Source organism: Parasphingorhabdus flavimaris (assembly GCF_013371215.1).
In the GTDB taxonomy this organism is placed as follows: Bacteria; Pseudomonadota; Alphaproteobacteria; order Sphingomonadales; family Sphingomonadaceae; genus Parasphingorhabdus; species Parasphingorhabdus flavimaris.
The window spans coordinates 609,574-626,179 of record NZ_JABWMH010000002.1; the positions used below are offsets into that span (position 1 = coordinate 609,574).

Consider the following 16,606-nt stretch of genomic DNA (forward strand, 5'->3'; position numbering starts at 1 on the left):
GCGCCAGTCTTTGATAGAGTCCGCTCCATGCCAAAAGCAAAACGATCCGACAATTGGGGTTTTCCCCGCTGGGGAAGCTATGAAAGCTCCCGCGAAACGCAACAGGTCAAGATTTGTGACCGCCACGGTTGCGACGAACCGGGCAATTGCCCCGCGCCGAAATCGCCCAACAGCCCCGAACGCTGGTATTTTTGCCAGACCCATGCTGCGGAATATAACCGCGGATGGGATTATTTCGAGGGGCTCGACAAGGAAGAGCGCAAGAAGCGCGAAGCCGACGAGCAGCGCGATGCCAACGCCTATCAGGAAGCGGCCCATTACAGCTGGATGGGCTCCGGTGACGGCAGCCGGTCCCGCGACGAGATGACGGCGCTGGAAATTTTCGACCTGACTCCCGACGTCGAGTTTGAATCGGTGAAAAAGGCCTGGCGGTCGATGGCCAAGGAATATCATCCCGACGTCAATCCGGGCGATGCCGAGGCGGCCAAGAAATTTCAGGCCGCCCAGGCAGCGTTCGACGTTTTGCGGATTGCCGAAGAGCGGCGGGTCTGGAAGCCGGTCTAGGCTTTTTCCAGGCGCGACGCGGTCTCCTGAATGAGGCCGATCATGTTGGGAATGCCCTGGGTGCGGTTCGAACTCAGCTGGTTCTTCAGGTCAAAAGGTTCCAGAACGGCCGCGATATCGGTCTTGGTGATTTGTTCGGCTGACTGATCCTGAACGGTTTCCAGGACGAGCGCGATAATGCCCTTGGTTATCGCCGCGTTGCTGTCGGCCAGAAAATGCAGCCGTCCATCATCCAGCTGGGTGGGATAGACCCAGACCGATGCGGAACAGCCCCGCACCAGCGTCGCATCGGTTTTCAGGGCATCCGGCATGTCATCAAGCTCTTTGCCGAGATCGATCAGCAGGCGGTAGCGATCATCGGGTTCGAGAAATTCATATTCTTCGATCAGGTCGTCAATTTTGCTCATGGGGAGGGCGATTAGCAGGGGTTAACCGCAACGTCACCCATTTTTGCCGTCCGCCTCGAGCGAAGTCGAGAGGCTCTCGCGTGGCTCGACTTCGCTCGACACGAGCGGAATTGGGGCGTCGTTCGCTAGAGCTCTACGCCCGCCGCGATTGCTTCCAGTTTGCGGATCCGTTCCTTGAGATCGGCAACTTCGATCCGCGATGTCGTGGTCGGCGGGTTATCCTCGCGCCTCTGTTCGATTTCGCGGGATTTGAGGGCTATCCAGTCGCGCCATCCACGGAGCGTAACCAGAGCGACGACCGTCAGTCCTATGAGCGAAAAGGCTGCGGTAATCATATAAAAGGCAGGTTCTTGCATCATACTTGTCCTTCTACTTTCCGGACCGGATCAACGGTCGCGCAATTTTTCAATCTCGTTTTCAAGGTCGCGGGCGCCGCGATCATCGGTGGCGATCTTCTCAAGCACCGCGACGCGCTCCTTGAGATATTTCACTTCATCACGCAGGCGATCGGACTCGGGATCATTTCTGGCCTGGGAACCGATCGTGTTTCCCTTGTGATCCTCCAATATGCCGTGTTCGGCGCGATATTTGGAACGCATCACCCGTCCGATTGTCACAATGATGATGATGGCGACGACTGCCTCGGGCCAACCCATGTTCTGTCTCCTCAATCAATGCCGGACTAGCGATCCCGCAATTGCTCAATTTCGCTTTCCAGTTGTCGCGTGCTGTGCCCGTCAGTGGTAATCTGCTCGAGTACGGCGACGCGGTCTTTCAGATATTTGAGCTCCTCGCGCATTCTCTCCGAATCCGCGTCATGGCTCGCAGGAAACTCTCCCCGCATTTTGATCAGCTTGCGCTGGTGCCCTGTCCAGATGGCAAAGCCTGCCACGGCAAAGGCTCCAAATGGTATCAGCAGCGCGATAATTCCTTCCATCAATCCTGTCCCTTCAGTTCGTGCGCTTGTCGCGCAGTTGTTCTATTTCCTGCGTCAGCCGGTGGCTGTCATCGGTGACGATCCGCTCGACATTGGCCAGCCGGTCCTTGACCGAACCGAGTTCGGCGCGCAGTTCGGCATTCTCGTTGGTCAGCAGCTTGACCCGCTCGACCGCTTCCTTGTCGGTTTTGGGATAGACTGACTTGCCCCACTGGTTTTCCAGGGGATAGCCGTTCTTGACCCGCATCCAGGTTGTTGCAACCCAGCCGATGGTGATGGCGATGGCGCCTACAGCAATCATCGGAGCGAGTTCGGTGAACATCGAGATTTTGTCCGGATCCATCAGTTCTTCTCCCTCAGGGCTTCGATCTCATCAGCGGTGCGCTTGGCGGGATCGGTGGCGATCCTTTCGAGAACCTGGAGCCGTTCCTGCAGGCGATCGATCTTTCCGACCAGTTCCGCATTTTCGTTGGAAAGAAGCTCGATTTTGCGCTGTTCGTTCGGCTCAGCCTTGCTGCTTTTTCCGCCCCATTCATCCTCCAGCTCATAGCCATGCTTGGCTCTGATCCAGTTGTTGACGATCCAGCCTCCATATGAGAGCGCGATGATCGCTATTACAAATTCGGGGCTTCCCCAATCCATGTCTATTCTCCCAATTCAGCTGCTTAGCGCAGATTTTCTATTTCGTTCGACAGCGTCGTGTTCTTGCTGGTGTAGTAAAGTTCCATGTCAGCCAGCTTGCGGTCGATTTCCCGGAACCGCGATTTGATATCGCGGGTCGTGCGGCGGGGTGACTGGCGAACGCCCTGCCAGAATTTGGTGTCTTCCGGGTCGCTCAGATACATGCCGCTCGGCTTGGGTTCGGAAATCCTTGCCGCGATCCAGTAGGCGATCAGCGTCCAGGGAAAGGCGAATGTCACGGTCGCGATAATCGCTGCCAACCGGATCCAGGCCACGTTGATCCCGGTATAGTCGGCAATCCCGGCACAGACACCGCTCCATTTTGCGCGCTTCTTGTCGAGATAGAATTTGGTGCGTGAGGAGCTCATGATGGGTGCCTTTCTTTTTTCAGCAGCTCGTCAAAATTTTCGAGCGTCGGGGCAGGGGATGAAGACGGAAGCGCAGATTGTTGCCAGTCGGGATTGTCTGCGGCCATTATCCGTTCGATGGTTTCCATCCGGTCATCCAGACGGCGGGCCATATGATGCAATTCTTCGAGGAGATGCTCATCTTCATTGGTGATTGTCGCGGCGGTTTTCCATTTTGTGACATAGTGGAAGATCAACCACGGCAGTCCAATAAACAATGTTCCCATGACGATGGGAATGATGATGAGTTCTTCCTGCATTATGCGTCACCTTTCTTCATGGCGGCCTTCATGGCCTCCAGTTCTTCATCAACCTTGTCGCTCGATTCGAGCGCCGCGATCTGGTTTTCCAGGCTCTGCGGCTCACCGCCCATGTTGAGCGAGTCAGCACGGCCTTCGGCGAAATCGACCTGGCGTTCGAGATATTCAAAGCGGGAGAATGCATCCTGCATCTTCTCGCCATTATACATTTCACGGAGTTTGACGCGATTTTCAGCGCTTTCCAGCCGGTTGACCAGGCTGCTCTGCCGCGAGCGGGCTTCCTGCAGCTTTTTCTGCAATTTCGCGATGTCGCCTTCCGACGCGCGGAGCGTTTCGTCGAGGACCTGGATTTCCGATTTCAGCTGGTCTGCCATGTCGGCAGCCTTGCGTTTTTCGACCAGAGCGGCCTTTGCGAGATCTTCGCGATCCTTTGACAGGGCCAGCTGGGCTTTCTCGCTCCAGTCTTCGGTCAGATGATCGAGCTTGTCGATATGCCGGCGCATTTCCTTCTGGTCGGCGATCGTGCGGGCGGCGGAGGCGCGGACTTCAACCAGCGTTTCTTCCATCTCGAGGATGATCATCCGGATCATCTTCGACGGGTCCTGGGCCTTGTCCAGCATGTCGGTAACGTTGGCGGCGATGATATCGCGCGTTCTTGAAAAAATACCTGCCATATACATACTCCGGTTGTCTCTATGGTTGGGTTTGAACTTGTTCGAACCGTTACTCCAGTCCTGTTCTACATCAACCTGTTCAATTTCAAAAGGTGGCCGGGACTTGACTTCGGCAAGGGGGAATGAAGTGGTCCCGGCCATTTGGTCTGTCATGCCCGATAACCAGGGTTAATCGGGCTGACAGGTGGGGAAGCGATTTTGTCGCTGGCGACCGTGCCTTCGGCCTGTGCAGGTCCGACGGCACTGATCAGGATGGTCACGCCAAACATCAGGATTGAGATGATCGCGGAAACATCGGTGCGGCTCAATGTGTTCAATGTTGGCATGTTGTCCTCCAGATATTGGTTCGTCTTGTATATGAAACCAACACTGCAGAAGTCGTGCCAAACCAGATAAGGCGCTGATAAACAACAATAATCCAATTTTTCTCGCAAGATGAACTTGGTATTAATTGCTATTTAATGGGAATTGGCACTATATCTTGGTCATGGAGCGAGAGAGTCAATTTGTCGGGGAATCGGGGGCTTTCCTCGATGCCGTGGAAAAAGCCAGCCGGGCGGCGCCATTGGACCGTCCGGTACTTGTAGTCGGTGAACGCGGAACCGGCAAGGAGCTGATCGCAGAGCGGCTTCACCGTCTCAGCCTGCGGTGGGACGGGCCGTTTATCACGCTGAATTGCGCGGCGATGCCCGAGACGCTGATCGAGGCTGAATTGTTCGGTCATGAGGCAGGCGCCTTCACCGGCGCGACCAAGGCGCGGGCAGGGCGGTTCGAGGAGGCTGATGGCGGGACCTTGTTCCTCGATGAGCTCGGGACATTGTCGACCGGTGCGCAGGAGCGGCTGCTCAGGGCAGTCGAATATGGCGAAATTACCAGGATCGGGGCGTCCCGACCGCAACGCGTGGATGTTCGCATCGTCGCGGCCACCAACGCGGACCTGCCGAAAATGGCGCAGGAAAAGGCCTTTCGCGCCGACTTGCTGGATCGCCTGTCCTTCGAAGTGGTTACATTGCCGCCGCTCAGGGTGCGGGAAGGCGATGTTCCGGTGCTCGTGGACTATTTTGGCCGTCGCATGGCTGCCGAACTGGAATGGCCGTCCTGGCCCGGCTTCGGACGGCTCGCGTCAGAAGCGCTGAACCGGCACGAATGGCCCGGCAATGTCCGCGAATTGCGCAATGTGGTCGAGCGCGCGGTCTATCAGTGGAATGACCATTCGATACCGGTCGATCACATCGTGTTCGATCCCTTCGCATCGCCCTGGAAGCCTCGGGAGAGTCTTGCCAGAGTGGAGGCGGAGCCGGATGCGCCACAGGCCGAGGAAGCCCCGGTCGTCCAAAACCCGCCCGCCCAGATCGAGTCCGGATTGCACGATGTCGACGACATGAAGGCGGCGGTCGAAGCCTTTGAAAAGAGGATATTGGAAACGGCACTGGCCAAGTCGCGCTACAACCAGCGCCAGACCGCCAAGGCGCTCAACCTGACCTATGACCAGTTGCGTCATTCGCTAAAGCGGCACGACCTGCTGGGGTCATAAAAAAAGGGGCCACGAGGGCCCCTTTTCATGCTTCCATATCTTCCATTCTATCCGGCGTTGGCGTTCACCATCGTGTAGAACATCGGCAGCGAGAGCAGGACATTGGTCCGCGACGCCATCAGCGCGATCTTGCCGGCTGCAGCTTTCTCGTCTGCCGTGGCTTCGACGATGCCGAGAACCCGTTTCTGCTTCGGCCAGATGATGAACCAGACATTGGCGGCCATGACGATGGCAATCCACATTCCGACACCGATCATCTGATAGGGTGCCTGCAGGGTCATCGCCTGATGGACCCAACCGCTCGCCCATGCGACATAGAGGCCGGTTATGACCGTCAGCAAAGCGGCCCAGCGGAAATAGAATAATACTTTCGGGGCAATATGCTTGCCGACCGCGGGTTTGAGTTCGTCCGGGATAGTTGGCATCAGTGGCACCTGAACAAAGTTCAGATAATAGAGCAAGCCTATCCACAGCACGCCAAAGAACAGATGAAGCCAGCGTCCGACGGCATTGCCGCTGATATTGGCGTCCATGCCGAACATCAGCGCAAGCGCCGCAATCAAGCCCACGATCATCACTGCATTAAGATTTCCGAAAAATTTTGCCATTGTGCATCCCCCCCAAGGATATTTTACATTTAGGGCCCCACGATATGTCTGCGGTCGTTGGAAGTCACGAAAAAATGAACTTTTAGCCTCGTGACGGCCTCGATCGCATATTTCTCCTTGCATCTTTTCCGCTATTGATGCGTTTACGCGGCATGTTTCACTAAACCGGAGAAAAGACAAAATGGCTTTCGAACTTCCCCCGCTCCCCTATGAAAAAACCGCATTTGGAGATTTGATCTCCGAAGAGACGTTCAACTATCATCATGGCAAGCATCACAATGCCTATGTCACCAAGACCAATGACGCGATCAAAGGCACGGATCGTGAAGGCAAAAAGCTTTCACAGATCATCGAAGCCGCGGATGGCGGATTGTTCAACAATGCAGCCCAGGTATGGAACCACAGTTTCTACTGGTTGTGCCTGTCGCCCGAGAAAAAGGAAATCTCCGGCGAACTGAAAGACCGTCTGGAAAGCAGCTTCGGTTCGATCGATGATTTCAAATCCAAGTTCAAGGACGAAGCTGTCGGGCATTTCGCCAGCGGTTGGGCCTGGCTGGTCCTCGACGGTGATGAGCTGAAAATCACCTCTTACCATGACGCTGACAGCCCGGTTGCACATGGCGTCAAGCCGGTCTTCACGCTCGACGTTTGGGAACATGCCTATTATCTGGACTACCAGAATGCGCGTCCTGATTATGTATCCGCACTTCTCGACAACGCGATTGACTGGGACTTTGTCGCGCTGAATCTTGACGGCGACGGCGTTAGCCGCGCCGACCAGGGCTAAAGCCTGATAGCAGAAACAATATTCAAGCCGCGTCCTGACCGTCAGGGCGCGGCTTTTCTTCTACCGAAAACCCGTGTTTCATGAGCATCGGGATATTCGCCATCGCGAAGATAAACGAAACGGTTGTCACGCCCCACACCTTGATCGTAAGCCACCAGTCGAAGCTCAGCGTCGCCACCATCAGCTCGTTGATCGCCGCCATCGCCAGGAAAAACAGCCCCCAGTTACGCGACAATTTGAGCCAGCCCTCGTCGGACAGGCCTTCGAATGCCGCTTGCAGCAGGCTCTTCAGCATTGCTTTCCCGCGCAGCAATCCACCGAATAATATCGCCGCAAATCCGGTATAGATGATCGTCGGCTTGTGCTGGATGAAGCGCGGATCGTTGAAATAGATGGTCAGGGCACCAAAGCCCAATATCAGGATTGCCGACATCCACATCATCGGCGAAATCTTGCCCAGTTTCCATTTGGACACGATCATCGCAATGATAATTGCGATCATGAATGCGACGGTGCCATATATTGCCGAGGTGATCGGATTGCCATCCGGCGCGCCGAATTTGTAGACGAGAAAGAAGACAAGCAGCGGCCCGAAATCAAGCGCGAAGCTGAGCCCCCGATGTTCCTTGGGAATTTCTTCGATTGCTGTTGCTTCGGTCATTGCTCTATCCCGGCTATGGCTGCGGCCAAATCTTCGGCCTTGAATGGTCTCAAGTCTTCCACGGTCTCGCCGATCCCGATGGCGTGGATCGGCAAGCCAAATTGCTTCGCCGCTGCGACCAGAACGCCGCCGCGCGCGGTGCCGTCCAATTTGGTCATCACCAGTCCGGTGACCTTGGCGACATCCCGGAACACCTCTATCTGGGAAAGGGCATTCTGTCCGGTCGTCGCGTCGAGCACCAGTACGACATTATGCGGCGCTGCCGGATTGAGCCGGCCCAGTACGCGACGGATCTTGTCCAGCTCGTCCATCAATTCGGACCGGTTCTGCAACCGCCCGGCTGTATCGACGATTAACACATCGATCCCGGTCGCGGTGGCCTGCTTGACGCCTTCATATACAATGCTGGCGCTGTCGCCGCCCTGCGGACCGCTGATGATCGGAACGCCCAGCCGTTCGGCCCATATCTTGAGCTGCCCGATGGCCGCCGCGCGAAACGTGTCGCCCGCCGCCAGCATGACTCCATAATCCTGTTCGAGGAACAGATTGGCCAGCTTGGCGATCGTGGTGGTCTTGCCCGAGCCATTGACGCCGATAACCAGTATCACCTGCGGACGGGGGAAGGCGTCGATCTCCAGCGGGATGGCAACCGGTTCCAATATCGCGGCGATCTCGCGCTGGATGATCTCCTTCACCGCATGCTCGCTCAGGCCCTTTTCGAAACGCTCGACCGCCAGCTTCTCGCGAATCGACGCAGCGGTAGCCGGCCCGAGGTCCGACATGATCAGCGCATCTTCTATATCGTCGAGCGTGGCTTCATCCAGCTTGGCCTTGGTTACCAGCCCCGAGAGATTCTCGGTCAATCGCGAGGATGTCTTGCCCAGGCCGCCAAACAGGCGATCTTTCCAACTGCTGTTTTCGGTCACGCTGCCACCCTGCCAATCAATTGCTTATCGTTGATAGCGATAATGTCGACCGGAACAATCTGGCCTTTGCTTACTGGCTCATCCAGCTGAATGCGGGCAAAACCCTCGGAATAGCCGGCATCACCCGACATTTCCGCCAGGATCGACTGGCGCGAGCCAACCAGTGACTGGCGCCACGACTGCGCGCGTTTCTCCACTATTCCGCGCAATATCTTCGCTCTGTCCTTGATCGCCTGTCCGTCCACCTGCGGCATTTTCGCGGCCGGTGTGCCCTTTTTTGGCGAGTAAGGAAAAATATGTCCATGGACGATATCGCATTGTTCGATGATCGATCGGCTGTTGGCAAACATCGCTTCGTCTTCCGTGGGAAAACCGGCAATGATATCCGCGCCGATGGTGATTTCCGGCCGCTTGGTCTTGAGCCGTTCGACCAGATCAATAGCCTGCTCGCGAGTGTGCCGCCGCTTCATCCGCTTCAATATCATATTGTCGCCGGACTGGAGCGAGAGATGGACATGCGGCATCAGCCGCGCCTCTCCGGTCAGCAGCTCAAACAGGCGATCATCGATTTCGATGCCGTCCAGCGAGGACAGCCGGAGCCGCGGCAGGGCCGGCACATGTTTCAATATCCGTTCGATCAGCATGCCCAATGTCGGCTCGCCGGGCAGGTCGGGGCCATAGCTGGTGACATCGACGCCGGTCAGAACGACTTCCTGAAATCCCTGGTCGACGAGGGCTTGGACCTGATCGACGACCAGACCGGCAGGCACCGAGCGGCTGTTGCCCCGGCCGAAGGGAATGATGCAGAAGGTGCAGCGATGGTCGCAGCCGTTCTGGATCTCTACAAAGGCGCGCGACCGGTCGGCAAAGGCGCTGACCATGTGCGGCGTGGTTTCGGTGATCCGCATGATGTCGGACACCCGGATATCCGGACGATTGCTTTGCAGCCCCAGCTTGAAATTGGCGACGTCATATTTGTCGCCATTGCCGACCACCGCGCTGGTTTCCGGCATCGCCGCAAACATGGCTGGGTCAACCTGTGCGGCGCAGCCAGTGACGATTATGTTTTTTTCCGGATTGGCCTTCTTGGCCCGGCGGATGGCCTGGCGGGTCTGCCTGACGGCTTCGTTGGTCACCGCGCAGCTGTTGACGATGATCAGATTGTCACCATCGATATTGCTGGCGAGCAAATTCTGTCTCAAGGTCTCGCTTTCCGCGATATTGAGACGGCATCCCATGCTGATCATTTCCGGAGCGCTCATCCGAACTGGCTCCAGTCGGCTTCGCCGGAAAAAACATAGGTGGTCGGGCCTTGCATCTGAATGGACTCTCCGGCCGTCCAGCTGATTGTAAGCGACCCGCCCGGCAAATCGACCCGTACCGGGCTGGTGACCAGACCGCGCTTGATTGCGGCAACGGCTGTCGCGCAGGCTCCGGTTCCGCAGGCCTGGGTCAGGCCAACGCCCCGTTCCCACACGCGCAAATGGATCACGCCGTCCGCGATGTGGGCGACATTGACGTTTACCTTTTCCGGAAACAGCGGATCGACCTCGATCATCGGGCCAAGCCGATCGAGCTCCACGACCGCGCTGTCCTCGACAAAGAAAATTAAATGAGGATTGCCGACATTGACGGCGGCGGGATTCTGCAAATCCTCCCAGCCAACCGGCATGTTGAGCACATCCATCGCATAGGCGAGCGGAATCGCCTGCCAATCGAACCGCGGTGTGCCCATGTCGACAATCGCGCCATCTGCGGTCGCATGACCGGTGATCACTCCGCCCTTGGTTTCGATCCGGGTTTCCTCGCCAATCAGTTTCGCGACGCAGCGCGATGCGTTGCCGCAGGCTTCCACTTCGCTGCCATCGGCATTGAATATCTGCATCCTGAAATCGGCAATGTCGGAGGGGCGCAATATGATCAGCTGATCACAGCCGATCCCGCTGTGCCGGTCCGCGATGGCAGTCGCCTTCGCAGCAGATAATTCCATCTCCTGCTCGCGCGCATCGACGATGACAAAATCATTGCCCAACCCGTGCATTTTGTGAAACCGTCCGGTCATCATGACAGGCGATTTAGGGATGCAGTTCACCAGTGTCCAGTGTTTCGGCTCGACACGACGGTCGGCAACGGGTCTAGCCGGCTTTTTGCTGACGATCCTCGACGCTGATCGGAGCAGGTGCTTCGGTTTGCGGAACCGTGATGACGTCGACCTGCTTGGCCGGCAGCAGATTGCGCTCGGCCAGTACCGCGCGGGTCTGCTCGATCGAGAGCGGTCGTCCGTAATACCAGCCCTGGCCCTTGGCACAGCCGATGGTCCGCAATTCGCTCTCGGTTTCCTTGTCCTCGATACCTTCTGCGGTGATCGCCATTCCCAGGCTTTCGCCGAGGCCGGTGATCGCCTTGACGATCGCCTTGCTTTCCGGGTTCAGCAGGATCGAGGTCACGAAACTGCGGTCGATCTTGATCCGGTCGAAGGGCAGGGCGCGCAAGTGGGCGAGCGAGCTGTAGCCGGTGCCAAAGTCGTCGAGAGCGATCTTGATGCCCTGGTTCTTCAGGCTGCCGATGATCGACTGGGCGAGGCTCAGATTTTCGAACAATGAACTCTCGGTGATCTCGATCTCGAGGCGATTTGGCGGAAATCCGGTTTCGACCAGCAACTTGACGATTTTCTGGGCGAGCCACGGATCGAGTAACTGGATCGGGGAAATATTCACCGAAATAGTCAGGCTCGGGTCCCAATGTCTGGCATTTTCAAAGGACTGGCGCAGGACGCTCAGCGACAGGTCGCCGATCATCCCCGTCTCTTCGGCAATCGGGATGAATATTTCGGGAGATATCAGTCCCTGCGTCCGGGATTCCCAGCGGCAGAGCATCTCGAAGCCGGTCAGTTTGCCGGTCGCGAGATCTATCTGCTGTTCGTAATAGGGTACAAATTCGCCCTTGGGGATGCCGGCGCGCATTTCTGTCTCGAGCGAATTGCGGGTCTGCAGTTCCTTTTCCATGATCTCGTCAAACCAGCAATGACGGTTACGTCCCTGCTTTTTTGCGCTGTACATGGCAATATCCGCGTGACGCATCAATGCTTCGACATCGGCTGTTTCGGGTTCGTAGCGCGACATTCCGATCGACGTGGTGACAACCAGATGTGTGCCATTCTCGAGGATTGGCGCGGCAATGGAATCGATCAGATCGTCGGCAATTCTCTCGACCATCTCCGGCTGTTCGGGGTCAAACACAAAGGCGCAGGCAAATTCGTCGCCACCAAGGCGCGCGAGCAGATTCTTTGCCGGCAACAGGCCTGCGATCCGGGTTGCGACCTGTTTGAGCACAACGTCACCGGCGCTATGTCCGTGGACATCATTGATATTCTTGAAATTGTCGAGATCGAGCATCAGGAAAGCGACGCTCTTGTGTTTCCGCTGCGCCTCGTCGGTCAGGTCCGAAGTTTTTTCCCCGATCGTCCGGCGATTGAGCAGTCCCGTCAGCGGATCGGTAATCGCGAGCGAATGCGCGCGTTGTTCCGCGGCGGCTCGTTCGTCGACTTCGTTGGAAAGATCCTTGTAGCGGCGCCAACCGAACAGGATCAGAGCGATATTCAGCAGAAAGGCCGAAACCAGTATATCATCTCCGGCACCGGCTTCGCCGGAGAGAGACGAGATGGCATCGGGTAATACCGTGCCGCCTGTTCCGATAAACATCAAAATGGCCATAATGACCACGCCGCCAGTTACTACATCGCGTCCCGCAGACGCTCTATAACCGTTTTTCGCTAATTCGACACACTGTGAGGCTTCTGGTCTAGCCATAATAAGTCTTTCGCTGTTTCCCGAAATCATTTAGCCAAAAAATCTCAATTTCCAGTTAATAACATATTAGTGCAGGCCAAATCGGGGCTTGCGATCTTCCGTAAACTGCACTAACAGGCCGCCAATAGAGGCAATATTCGATTGCTGTTTCAGTTTAGAGTTTGAAAAACTCACACGTCGGTCAGCGAGGTTTCGCCCACCGGCGCTTTTTGCGTTGGCCGGAAAGCCGGCTGTTTGATGAGGGAAAGGCGGTTATATGTTTGATAAATTGAGCGACCGCCTTGGCGGAGTTTTCGACAAGCTGCGCGGCCGTGGCGCGCTGAGAGAAGATGATGTTCGCGGCGCGATGCGCGAAGTGCGGATTGCACTGCTCGAAGCCGATGTCGCACTGCCCGTCGTCAAGGATTTCGTCGCAAAGGTCACCGAGAAGGCCGTAGGCCAGTCGGTTCTGAAATCGGTCACGCCCGGCCAGCAAGTGGTCAAGATCGTCAACGACGGTCTCGCCGAGATGCTCGGTTCGGAAGTCAGCGGGCTGGAACTGTCGGTCGCGCCTCCTGCCATCATCATGATGGTCGGTCTGCAAGGCTCGGGTAAAACGACCACCACGGCGAAAATCGCCAAACGGCTGAAAGACAAAGAGAACAAGAAGGTCATGATGGCCTCGCTCGACGTCAATCGTCCGGCGGCTCAGGAACAACTGGCGGTACTGGGCGAGCAGATCAATGCTGCGACCTTGCCGATTGTCGCCGGGCAGCAGCCGGTAGAGATCGCGAAGCGTGCGCTGCAGGCGGCCAAATTGCAAGGTTTTGACGTTCTGTTGCTGGACACTGCCGGTCGACTGCACGTCGATCAGCAACTGATGGACGAGATGAAGGCGGTCGCCGATATCTCGCAACCCCAGGAAACTCTTCTGGTGGTCGATGCCTTGACCGGCCAGGATGCCGTCAACGTCGCGCAAAACTTCTCCGAACAGGTAAATCTCACCGGTGTCGTTCTCACCCGCATGGACGGCGATGCGCGCGGTGGTGCTGCTCTCTCGATGCGGGCGGTCACCGGCAAGCCGATCAAGTTCGTGGGTGTCGGCGAGAAAATCGACGCGCTGGAAGAATTCCACCCCGAACGGGTTGCGGGTCGGATCCTTGGCATGGGCGACGTCGTCAGCCTGGTCGAAAAAGCGGCTCAGGTCGTCGACAAGGAAGAATCCGAAGCGCTCGCCGAGAAGATGCTCAAGGGCCAGTTCGATCTCAATGATCTGCGGTCCCAGCTCAACCAGATGACCAAAATGGGCGGCCTCGGAGCGCTTGCCTCGATGATGCCTGGCATGAAAAAGGCCAAGGCAGCGATGGCTGGCGGAGCGATGGACGATAAAGTGCTGCTGCGCATGGATGCGATGATTGGCTCGATGACCAAGGAAGAACGGGCAAGGCCCGGTCTGCTCAACGCCAAGCGTAAGCGGCGGGTTGCTATCGGCTCCGGCACCACGGTGCAGGACGTCAACAAGCTGCTCAAGATGCATCAGGAAATGGCCAAGGCGATGAAACGCATCAAGAAGATGGGCGGAATCAAGGGGCTGATGTCGATGTTCGGTGGCGGCGGCGGAGCCGCTGGTGCCGGCATGGGCGGTCAGGACGGCGGCATGGCCGGCATGCCCGGGCTGTCCGACATGTCTCCGGGCGGACTTCCACCCGATCTGGCAAATTTATTGAATAAGAAGAAATAACCGTAACAATTTTGAATTTAGTATTTTTAGAAAGGTCTATTACAATGGCAGTAGCAATGAGAATGTCCCGGGGCGGATCCAAGAAACGTCCTTATTATAAAATCGTGATCGCTGACGTCCGCGCACCACGCGACGGCAAGTTCATCGAACGTATCGGCAGCTATAACCCGCTGCTCGCAAAAGACGATGAAAAGCGCGTTGTTCTGGATACCGAGCGTGCGAAACACTGGCTCGAAAATGGCGCGCAGCCTTCGGACCGCGTTGCCCGTTTCCTCGATGCAGCCGGCCTGTTGAAGCGCGAAGCGCGTAACAACCCGAACAAGGGCAAGCCAGGCGAAAAAGCAACCGAACGTCTGGAAGAGAAAGCTGAAAAAGCGGCTGCTGCTGAAGAAGCAGCCAAGGAAGCCGCTGCGGCTCCTGCAGAAGAAGCACCGGCAGAGGAAGCGCCAGCTGCTGAAGAAGCACCCGCTACTGAAGAAGCTGCACCAGCGGAAGAAGCTCCTGCTGAAGAAAAGTCCGAGGGTTAATCCTTGGACCAGATTGATCCGGACAAACCTGTCCCCCTTGCCGTCATCATTGGCGCGCACGGGGTGACGGGGGAAGTCCGGCTCAAGCTGTTTTGTGACAGCCTTGACAGTCTCAAGGCGCACAAGACGTTTAACGGCGGCGCATTGACGCTGAAATCCGTCAAGCCCCACAAGATGGGCGCGATTGCACGGATCGCCGAAATCACCGACCGCAACGGCGCCGAAGCCGCACGCGGCACCGAACTTGCCGTCCCGCGCTCCGCGCTGCCGGATCTCGACGAGGACGAATTTTACCATATCGACATCATCGGCCTGCGTTGTGTCTCCGACGCGGGCGAGGAACTGGGCAAGATCTTTGCCATCTACGAATTTGGGGCCGGTGACGTGATCGAGATAGAACGCGCAAACGGCAAGAAATTCATGGTTCCCGTGATCGCGATCGACATGAGTGGCGATCCGGCAATCGTCGAAGCGGAGTTTGTCGAGCCATGATCGGCCCAATATTCTATATCCTCCTGATCTTCGCGCTGGTCGCGGCGCCGGCCTATGCGGGCTGGAAACTCAGCCGCAATCAGGGACAATCGATCCGGATGGCGGGAGCGATCGTTGCCGGGCAGCTGATCCTGTCTCCCGCGGTAGCCTATATCTCCTTTTCCCAGGGAGAAGGCGCCAGCGGAAATCCGGTACAAACATCGCTGATATATGCGGCGATGGCGCTGGTGATCTCGATCATGACATTTGCGGTTCTCGAGATTAAAAACACACACAAGAACAAATGATGGGTGGGACCTCGGATCAATGACCTTCACCGCCCAGATCATCACCCTTTATCCGGACATGTTCCCCGGACCGCTCGGGACATCGCTGGCGGGCAGGGCGCTTTCGGAGGAAAAATGGTCGCTCGAGACCATAAACCCGCGTGATTTTGCCACCGACAAGCATCGCAGCGTCGATGACACGCCGGCGGGCGGCGGCGCCGGCATGGTGCTCCGGGCGGATATCATGGCGGCGGCGGTGGATTTTGCGAGTGAACGGATGGATCAGCTTCTCCCCTCCCGCTTGCGGGAGGGGCCGGGGGTGGGGCCGAGTGCACCTCAACCAATCCCACCCCAAACCCCTCCCGCAGGCGGGAGGGGCTTAAAAGCCCCAATCCTCGCCATGACCCCGCGCGGAAAGCCGCTCACCCAGGCACGTATCCGCGAAATCGCCGCCGGTCCCGGCGTCACGATCATCTGCGGCCGTTTCGAGGGATTTGACGAGCGCCTGTTCGATGCCCGCGACATCGAGCAAGTTTCGATCGGCGACTATATCCTGTCCGGCGGAGAAATGGGTGCTCTGGTGCTTTTAGACGCTTGCATTCGGCTGCTTCCCGGGGTAATGGGCGCGTCTTCTAGCGGAGATGACGAGAGTTTCGAGAACGTTATTCTGGAATATCCGCAATATACCCGACCTCAAATATGGGAAGGGCGCATAATCCCTGAAGTCTTGCGATCGGGGGATCATGCGAAAATAGCTGCTTGGCGGAAACAAAGGGCAGAGGAAGATACACGGCTAAGGCGGCCGGATTTATGGGAGCGTCACAGGGACGCTCCGGATCAGTCGCCCTCTGGTGCGCAGGAAAAAGATAAAGATAAGGAATAGGTCATGAACCTGATTCAAACATTGGAAAAAGAAGCAGTAGACGCGTTTATCGCTTCGAAGGAAATCCCCGAATTCCGTGCTGGTGATACAGTGCGCGTCGGTGTCCGCGTCGTCGAAGGCGAGCGCGTTCGTACCCAGAATTACGAAGGTGTGTGCATTGCACGGACCAGCCGCGGCATGGGCTCCAACTTCACTGTACGCAAAATGTCGTTCGGCGAAGGCGTCGAGCGTGTGTTCCCGCTTTACTCCCCGAACATTGAAAGCATTACTGTGGTTCGCCGCGGTATCGTGCGTCGTGCGAAGCTTTACTATCTTCGTGGTCTCACCGGTAAGCGCGCACGTATTGCGGAACGCCGTTTGAACCAGCCTACGAAGGGCACCGAAGCAAAAAAATAAATTTCGCTTCATAATAGTTTCAAACAGCCGGTTCTCCCCACCAGGAAAACCGGCTGTTTTAATATCA

Annotated in this window: 25 protein-coding genes; 9 read left to right on the forward strand and 16 right to left on the reverse strand. The window is 56.9% G+C overall.

The features are described from left to right. Positions 1 to 27: 27 nt before the first annotated feature. Entirely contained in the window at positions 28 to 564 is a 537-nt protein-coding gene (locus HUO14_RS07625; protein ID WP_176279255.1) for a J domain-containing protein, read from the forward strand. On the opposite strand, the gene HUO14_RS07630 is transcribed toward HUO14_RS07625, so the two are convergent. From HUO14_RS07630 to HUO14_RS07675, 10 genes are all read right to left on the reverse strand, one after another. Then, positions 561 to 971 (reverse strand): SufE family protein, encoded by a 411-nt coding sequence (locus HUO14_RS07630; RefSeq protein ID WP_176279256.1) that lies wholly within the window; start codon positions 969 to 971, stop codon positions 561 to 563. The genes HUO14_RS07625 and HUO14_RS07630 overlap by 4 nt on opposite strands. A 125-nt stretch (positions 972 to 1,096) precedes the next feature. Further along, on the reverse strand, positions 1,097 to 1,327 hold the full coding sequence (locus HUO14_RS07635; RefSeq protein ID WP_176279537.1) for a hypothetical protein: 231 nt from the start codon (positions 1,325 to 1,327) through the stop codon (positions 1,097 to 1,099). Between the two features lie 30 nt (positions 1,328 to 1,357). After that, positions 1,358 to 1,627: a hypothetical protein gene (locus HUO14_RS07640; protein WP_176279257.1), complete on the reverse strand. Its 270-nt coding sequence runs from the start codon at positions 1,625 to 1,627 to the stop codon at positions 1,358 to 1,360. 26 nt (positions 1,628 to 1,653) lie between these two features. Beyond that, entirely contained in the window at positions 1,654 to 1,908 is a 255-nt protein-coding gene (locus tag HUO14_RS07645; protein ID WP_176279258.1) for a hypothetical protein, read from the reverse strand. 13 nt (positions 1,909 to 1,921) lie between these two features. Next, complete coding sequence (locus HUO14_RS07650; protein WP_246255356.1) at positions 1,922 to 2,251, reverse strand: hypothetical protein; 330 nt, start codon at positions 2,249 to 2,251, stop codon at positions 1,922 to 1,924. Then, complete coding sequence (locus HUO14_RS07655; protein ID WP_176279259.1) at positions 2,251 to 2,550, reverse strand: hypothetical protein; 300 nt, start codon at positions 2,548 to 2,550, stop codon at positions 2,251 to 2,253. The genes HUO14_RS07650 and HUO14_RS07655 overlap by 1 nt, the downstream gene beginning before the upstream one ends. Positions 2,551 to 2,573: 23 nt before the next feature. Then, on the reverse strand, positions 2,574 to 2,957 hold the full coding sequence (pspC, locus tag HUO14_RS07660; protein ID WP_176279260.1) for an envelope stress response membrane protein PspC: 384 nt from the start codon (positions 2,955 to 2,957) through the stop codon (positions 2,574 to 2,576). Beyond that, positions 2,954 to 3,256: an envelope stress response membrane protein PspB gene (pspB, locus tag HUO14_RS07665; RefSeq protein ID WP_176279261.1), complete on the reverse strand. Its 303-nt coding sequence runs from the start codon at positions 3,254 to 3,256 to the stop codon at positions 2,954 to 2,956. The genes pspC and pspB overlap by 4 nt, the downstream gene beginning before the upstream one ends. After that, a complete protein-coding gene (gene pspA, locus HUO14_RS07670) occupies positions 3,256 to 3,930 on the reverse strand; it encodes a phage shock protein PspA (RefSeq protein ID WP_176279262.1) in 675 nt (224 codons plus the stop codon). The genes pspB and pspA overlap by 1 nt, the downstream gene beginning before the upstream one ends. 149 nt (positions 3,931 to 4,079) lie before the next feature. Next, the gene (locus HUO14_RS07675) at positions 4,080 to 4,256 is read right to left on the reverse strand and encodes a hypothetical protein (protein WP_176279263.1); all 177 of its coding nucleotides are present in this window, start codon (positions 4,254 to 4,256) and stop codon (positions 4,080 to 4,082) included. Positions 4,257 to 4,417: 161 nt separating this feature from the next. Here HUO14_RS07675 and pspF point away from each other — a divergent pair, with 161 nt between their 5' ends. Continuing rightward, complete coding sequence (pspF, locus tag HUO14_RS07680) at positions 4,418 to 5,464, forward strand: phage shock protein operon transcriptional activator (protein WP_176279264.1); 1,047 nt, start codon at positions 4,418 to 4,420, stop codon at positions 5,462 to 5,464. A gap of 47 nt (positions 5,465 to 5,511) precedes the next feature. On the opposite strand, the gene HUO14_RS07685 is transcribed toward pspF, so the two are convergent. Next, positions 5,512 to 6,072, reverse strand: a complete 561-nt coding sequence (locus tag HUO14_RS07685) for a urate hydroxylase PuuD (RefSeq protein ID WP_176279265.1) — start codon at positions 6,070 to 6,072, stop codon at positions 5,512 to 5,514. A 181-nt stretch (positions 6,073 to 6,253) separates the two neighbouring features. Here HUO14_RS07685 and HUO14_RS07690 point away from each other — a divergent pair, with 181 nt between their 5' ends. Next, positions 6,254 to 6,859, forward strand: coding sequence for a superoxide dismutase (locus tag HUO14_RS07690; RefSeq protein WP_176279266.1), 606 nt, complete (start codon positions 6,254 to 6,256; stop codon positions 6,857 to 6,859). 22 nt (positions 6,860 to 6,881) lie between these two features. Here the strand turns inward: HUO14_RS07690 and HUO14_RS07695 are convergent, their stop codons facing one another. The 5 genes from HUO14_RS07695 to HUO14_RS07715 all read right to left on the reverse strand — a co-directional run bounded on the left by HUO14_RS07695 (position 6,882) and on the right by HUO14_RS07715 (position 12,147). Next, positions 6,882 to 7,520: an inner membrane-spanning protein YciB gene (locus HUO14_RS07695; RefSeq protein WP_176279267.1), complete on the reverse strand. Its 639-nt coding sequence runs from the start codon at positions 7,518 to 7,520 to the stop codon at positions 6,882 to 6,884. Next, a complete protein-coding gene (gene ftsY / locus HUO14_RS07700) occupies positions 7,517 to 8,446 on the reverse strand; it encodes a signal recognition particle-docking protein FtsY (RefSeq protein WP_176279268.1) in 930 nt (309 codons plus the stop codon). Before ftsY ends, HUO14_RS07695 begins: the two co-directional genes overlap by 4 nt. Then, on the reverse strand, positions 8,443 to 9,708 hold the full coding sequence (mtaB, locus tag HUO14_RS07705) for a tRNA (N(6)-L-threonylcarbamoyladenosine(37)-C(2))-methylthiotransferase MtaB (RefSeq protein WP_176279269.1): 1,266 nt from the start codon (positions 9,706 to 9,708) through the stop codon (positions 8,443 to 8,445). Before mtaB ends, ftsY begins: the two co-directional genes overlap by 4 nt. Next, positions 9,705 to 10,508 carry a diaminopimelate epimerase gene (gene dapF, locus HUO14_RS07710; protein ID WP_176279539.1) on the reverse strand — a complete coding sequence of 268 codons (804 nt, stop codon included), beginning with the start codon at positions 10,506 to 10,508 and terminating at the stop codon, positions 9,705 to 9,707. The genes mtaB and dapF overlap by 4 nt, the downstream gene beginning before the upstream one ends. Before the next feature lie 73 nt (positions 10,509 to 10,581). Then, positions 10,582 to 12,147, reverse strand: a complete 1,566-nt coding sequence (locus tag HUO14_RS07715; protein ID WP_246255357.1) for a putative bifunctional diguanylate cyclase/phosphodiesterase — start codon at positions 12,145 to 12,147, stop codon at positions 10,582 to 10,584. A gap of 364 nt (positions 12,148 to 12,511) precedes the next feature. Here HUO14_RS07715 and ffh point away from each other — a divergent pair, with 364 nt between their 5' ends. From ffh to rplS, 6 genes are read left to right on the forward strand one after another with little or no spacing between them, the layout of a single operon-like run. Continuing rightward, on the forward strand, positions 12,512 to 13,975 hold the full coding sequence (ffh, locus tag HUO14_RS07720; protein WP_176279271.1) for a signal recognition particle protein: 1,464 nt from the start codon (positions 12,512 to 12,514) through the stop codon (positions 13,973 to 13,975). A gap of 44 nt (positions 13,976 to 14,019) precedes the next feature. Beyond that, positions 14,020 to 14,502, forward strand: coding sequence for a 30S ribosomal protein S16 (gene rpsP, locus HUO14_RS07725; protein ID WP_176279272.1), 483 nt, complete (start codon positions 14,020 to 14,022; stop codon positions 14,500 to 14,502). 12 nt (positions 14,503 to 14,514) lie between these two features. Beyond that, positions 14,515 to 14,994, forward strand: coding sequence for a ribosome maturation factor RimM (gene rimM, locus HUO14_RS07730; protein ID WP_176279540.1), 480 nt, complete (start codon positions 14,515 to 14,517; stop codon positions 14,992 to 14,994). Continuing rightward, positions 14,991 to 15,281: a hypothetical protein gene (locus HUO14_RS07735; protein WP_176279273.1), complete on the forward strand. Its 291-nt coding sequence runs from the start codon at positions 14,991 to 14,993 to the stop codon at positions 15,279 to 15,281. The genes rimM and HUO14_RS07735 overlap by 4 nt, the downstream gene beginning before the upstream one ends. A 19-nt stretch (positions 15,282 to 15,300) precedes the next feature. After that, positions 15,301 to 16,143: a tRNA (guanosine(37)-N1)-methyltransferase TrmD gene (trmD, locus tag HUO14_RS07740; protein ID WP_176279274.1), complete on the forward strand. Its 843-nt coding sequence runs from the start codon at positions 15,301 to 15,303 to the stop codon at positions 16,141 to 16,143. Positions 16,144 to 16,146: 3 nt separating this feature from the next. After that, positions 16,147 to 16,539 carry a 50S ribosomal protein L19 gene (gene rplS, locus HUO14_RS07745; RefSeq protein ID WP_176279275.1) on the forward strand — a complete coding sequence of 131 codons (393 nt, stop codon included), beginning with the start codon at positions 16,147 to 16,149 and terminating at the stop codon, positions 16,537 to 16,539. Positions 16,540 to 16,606 lie beyond the last annotated feature (67 nt).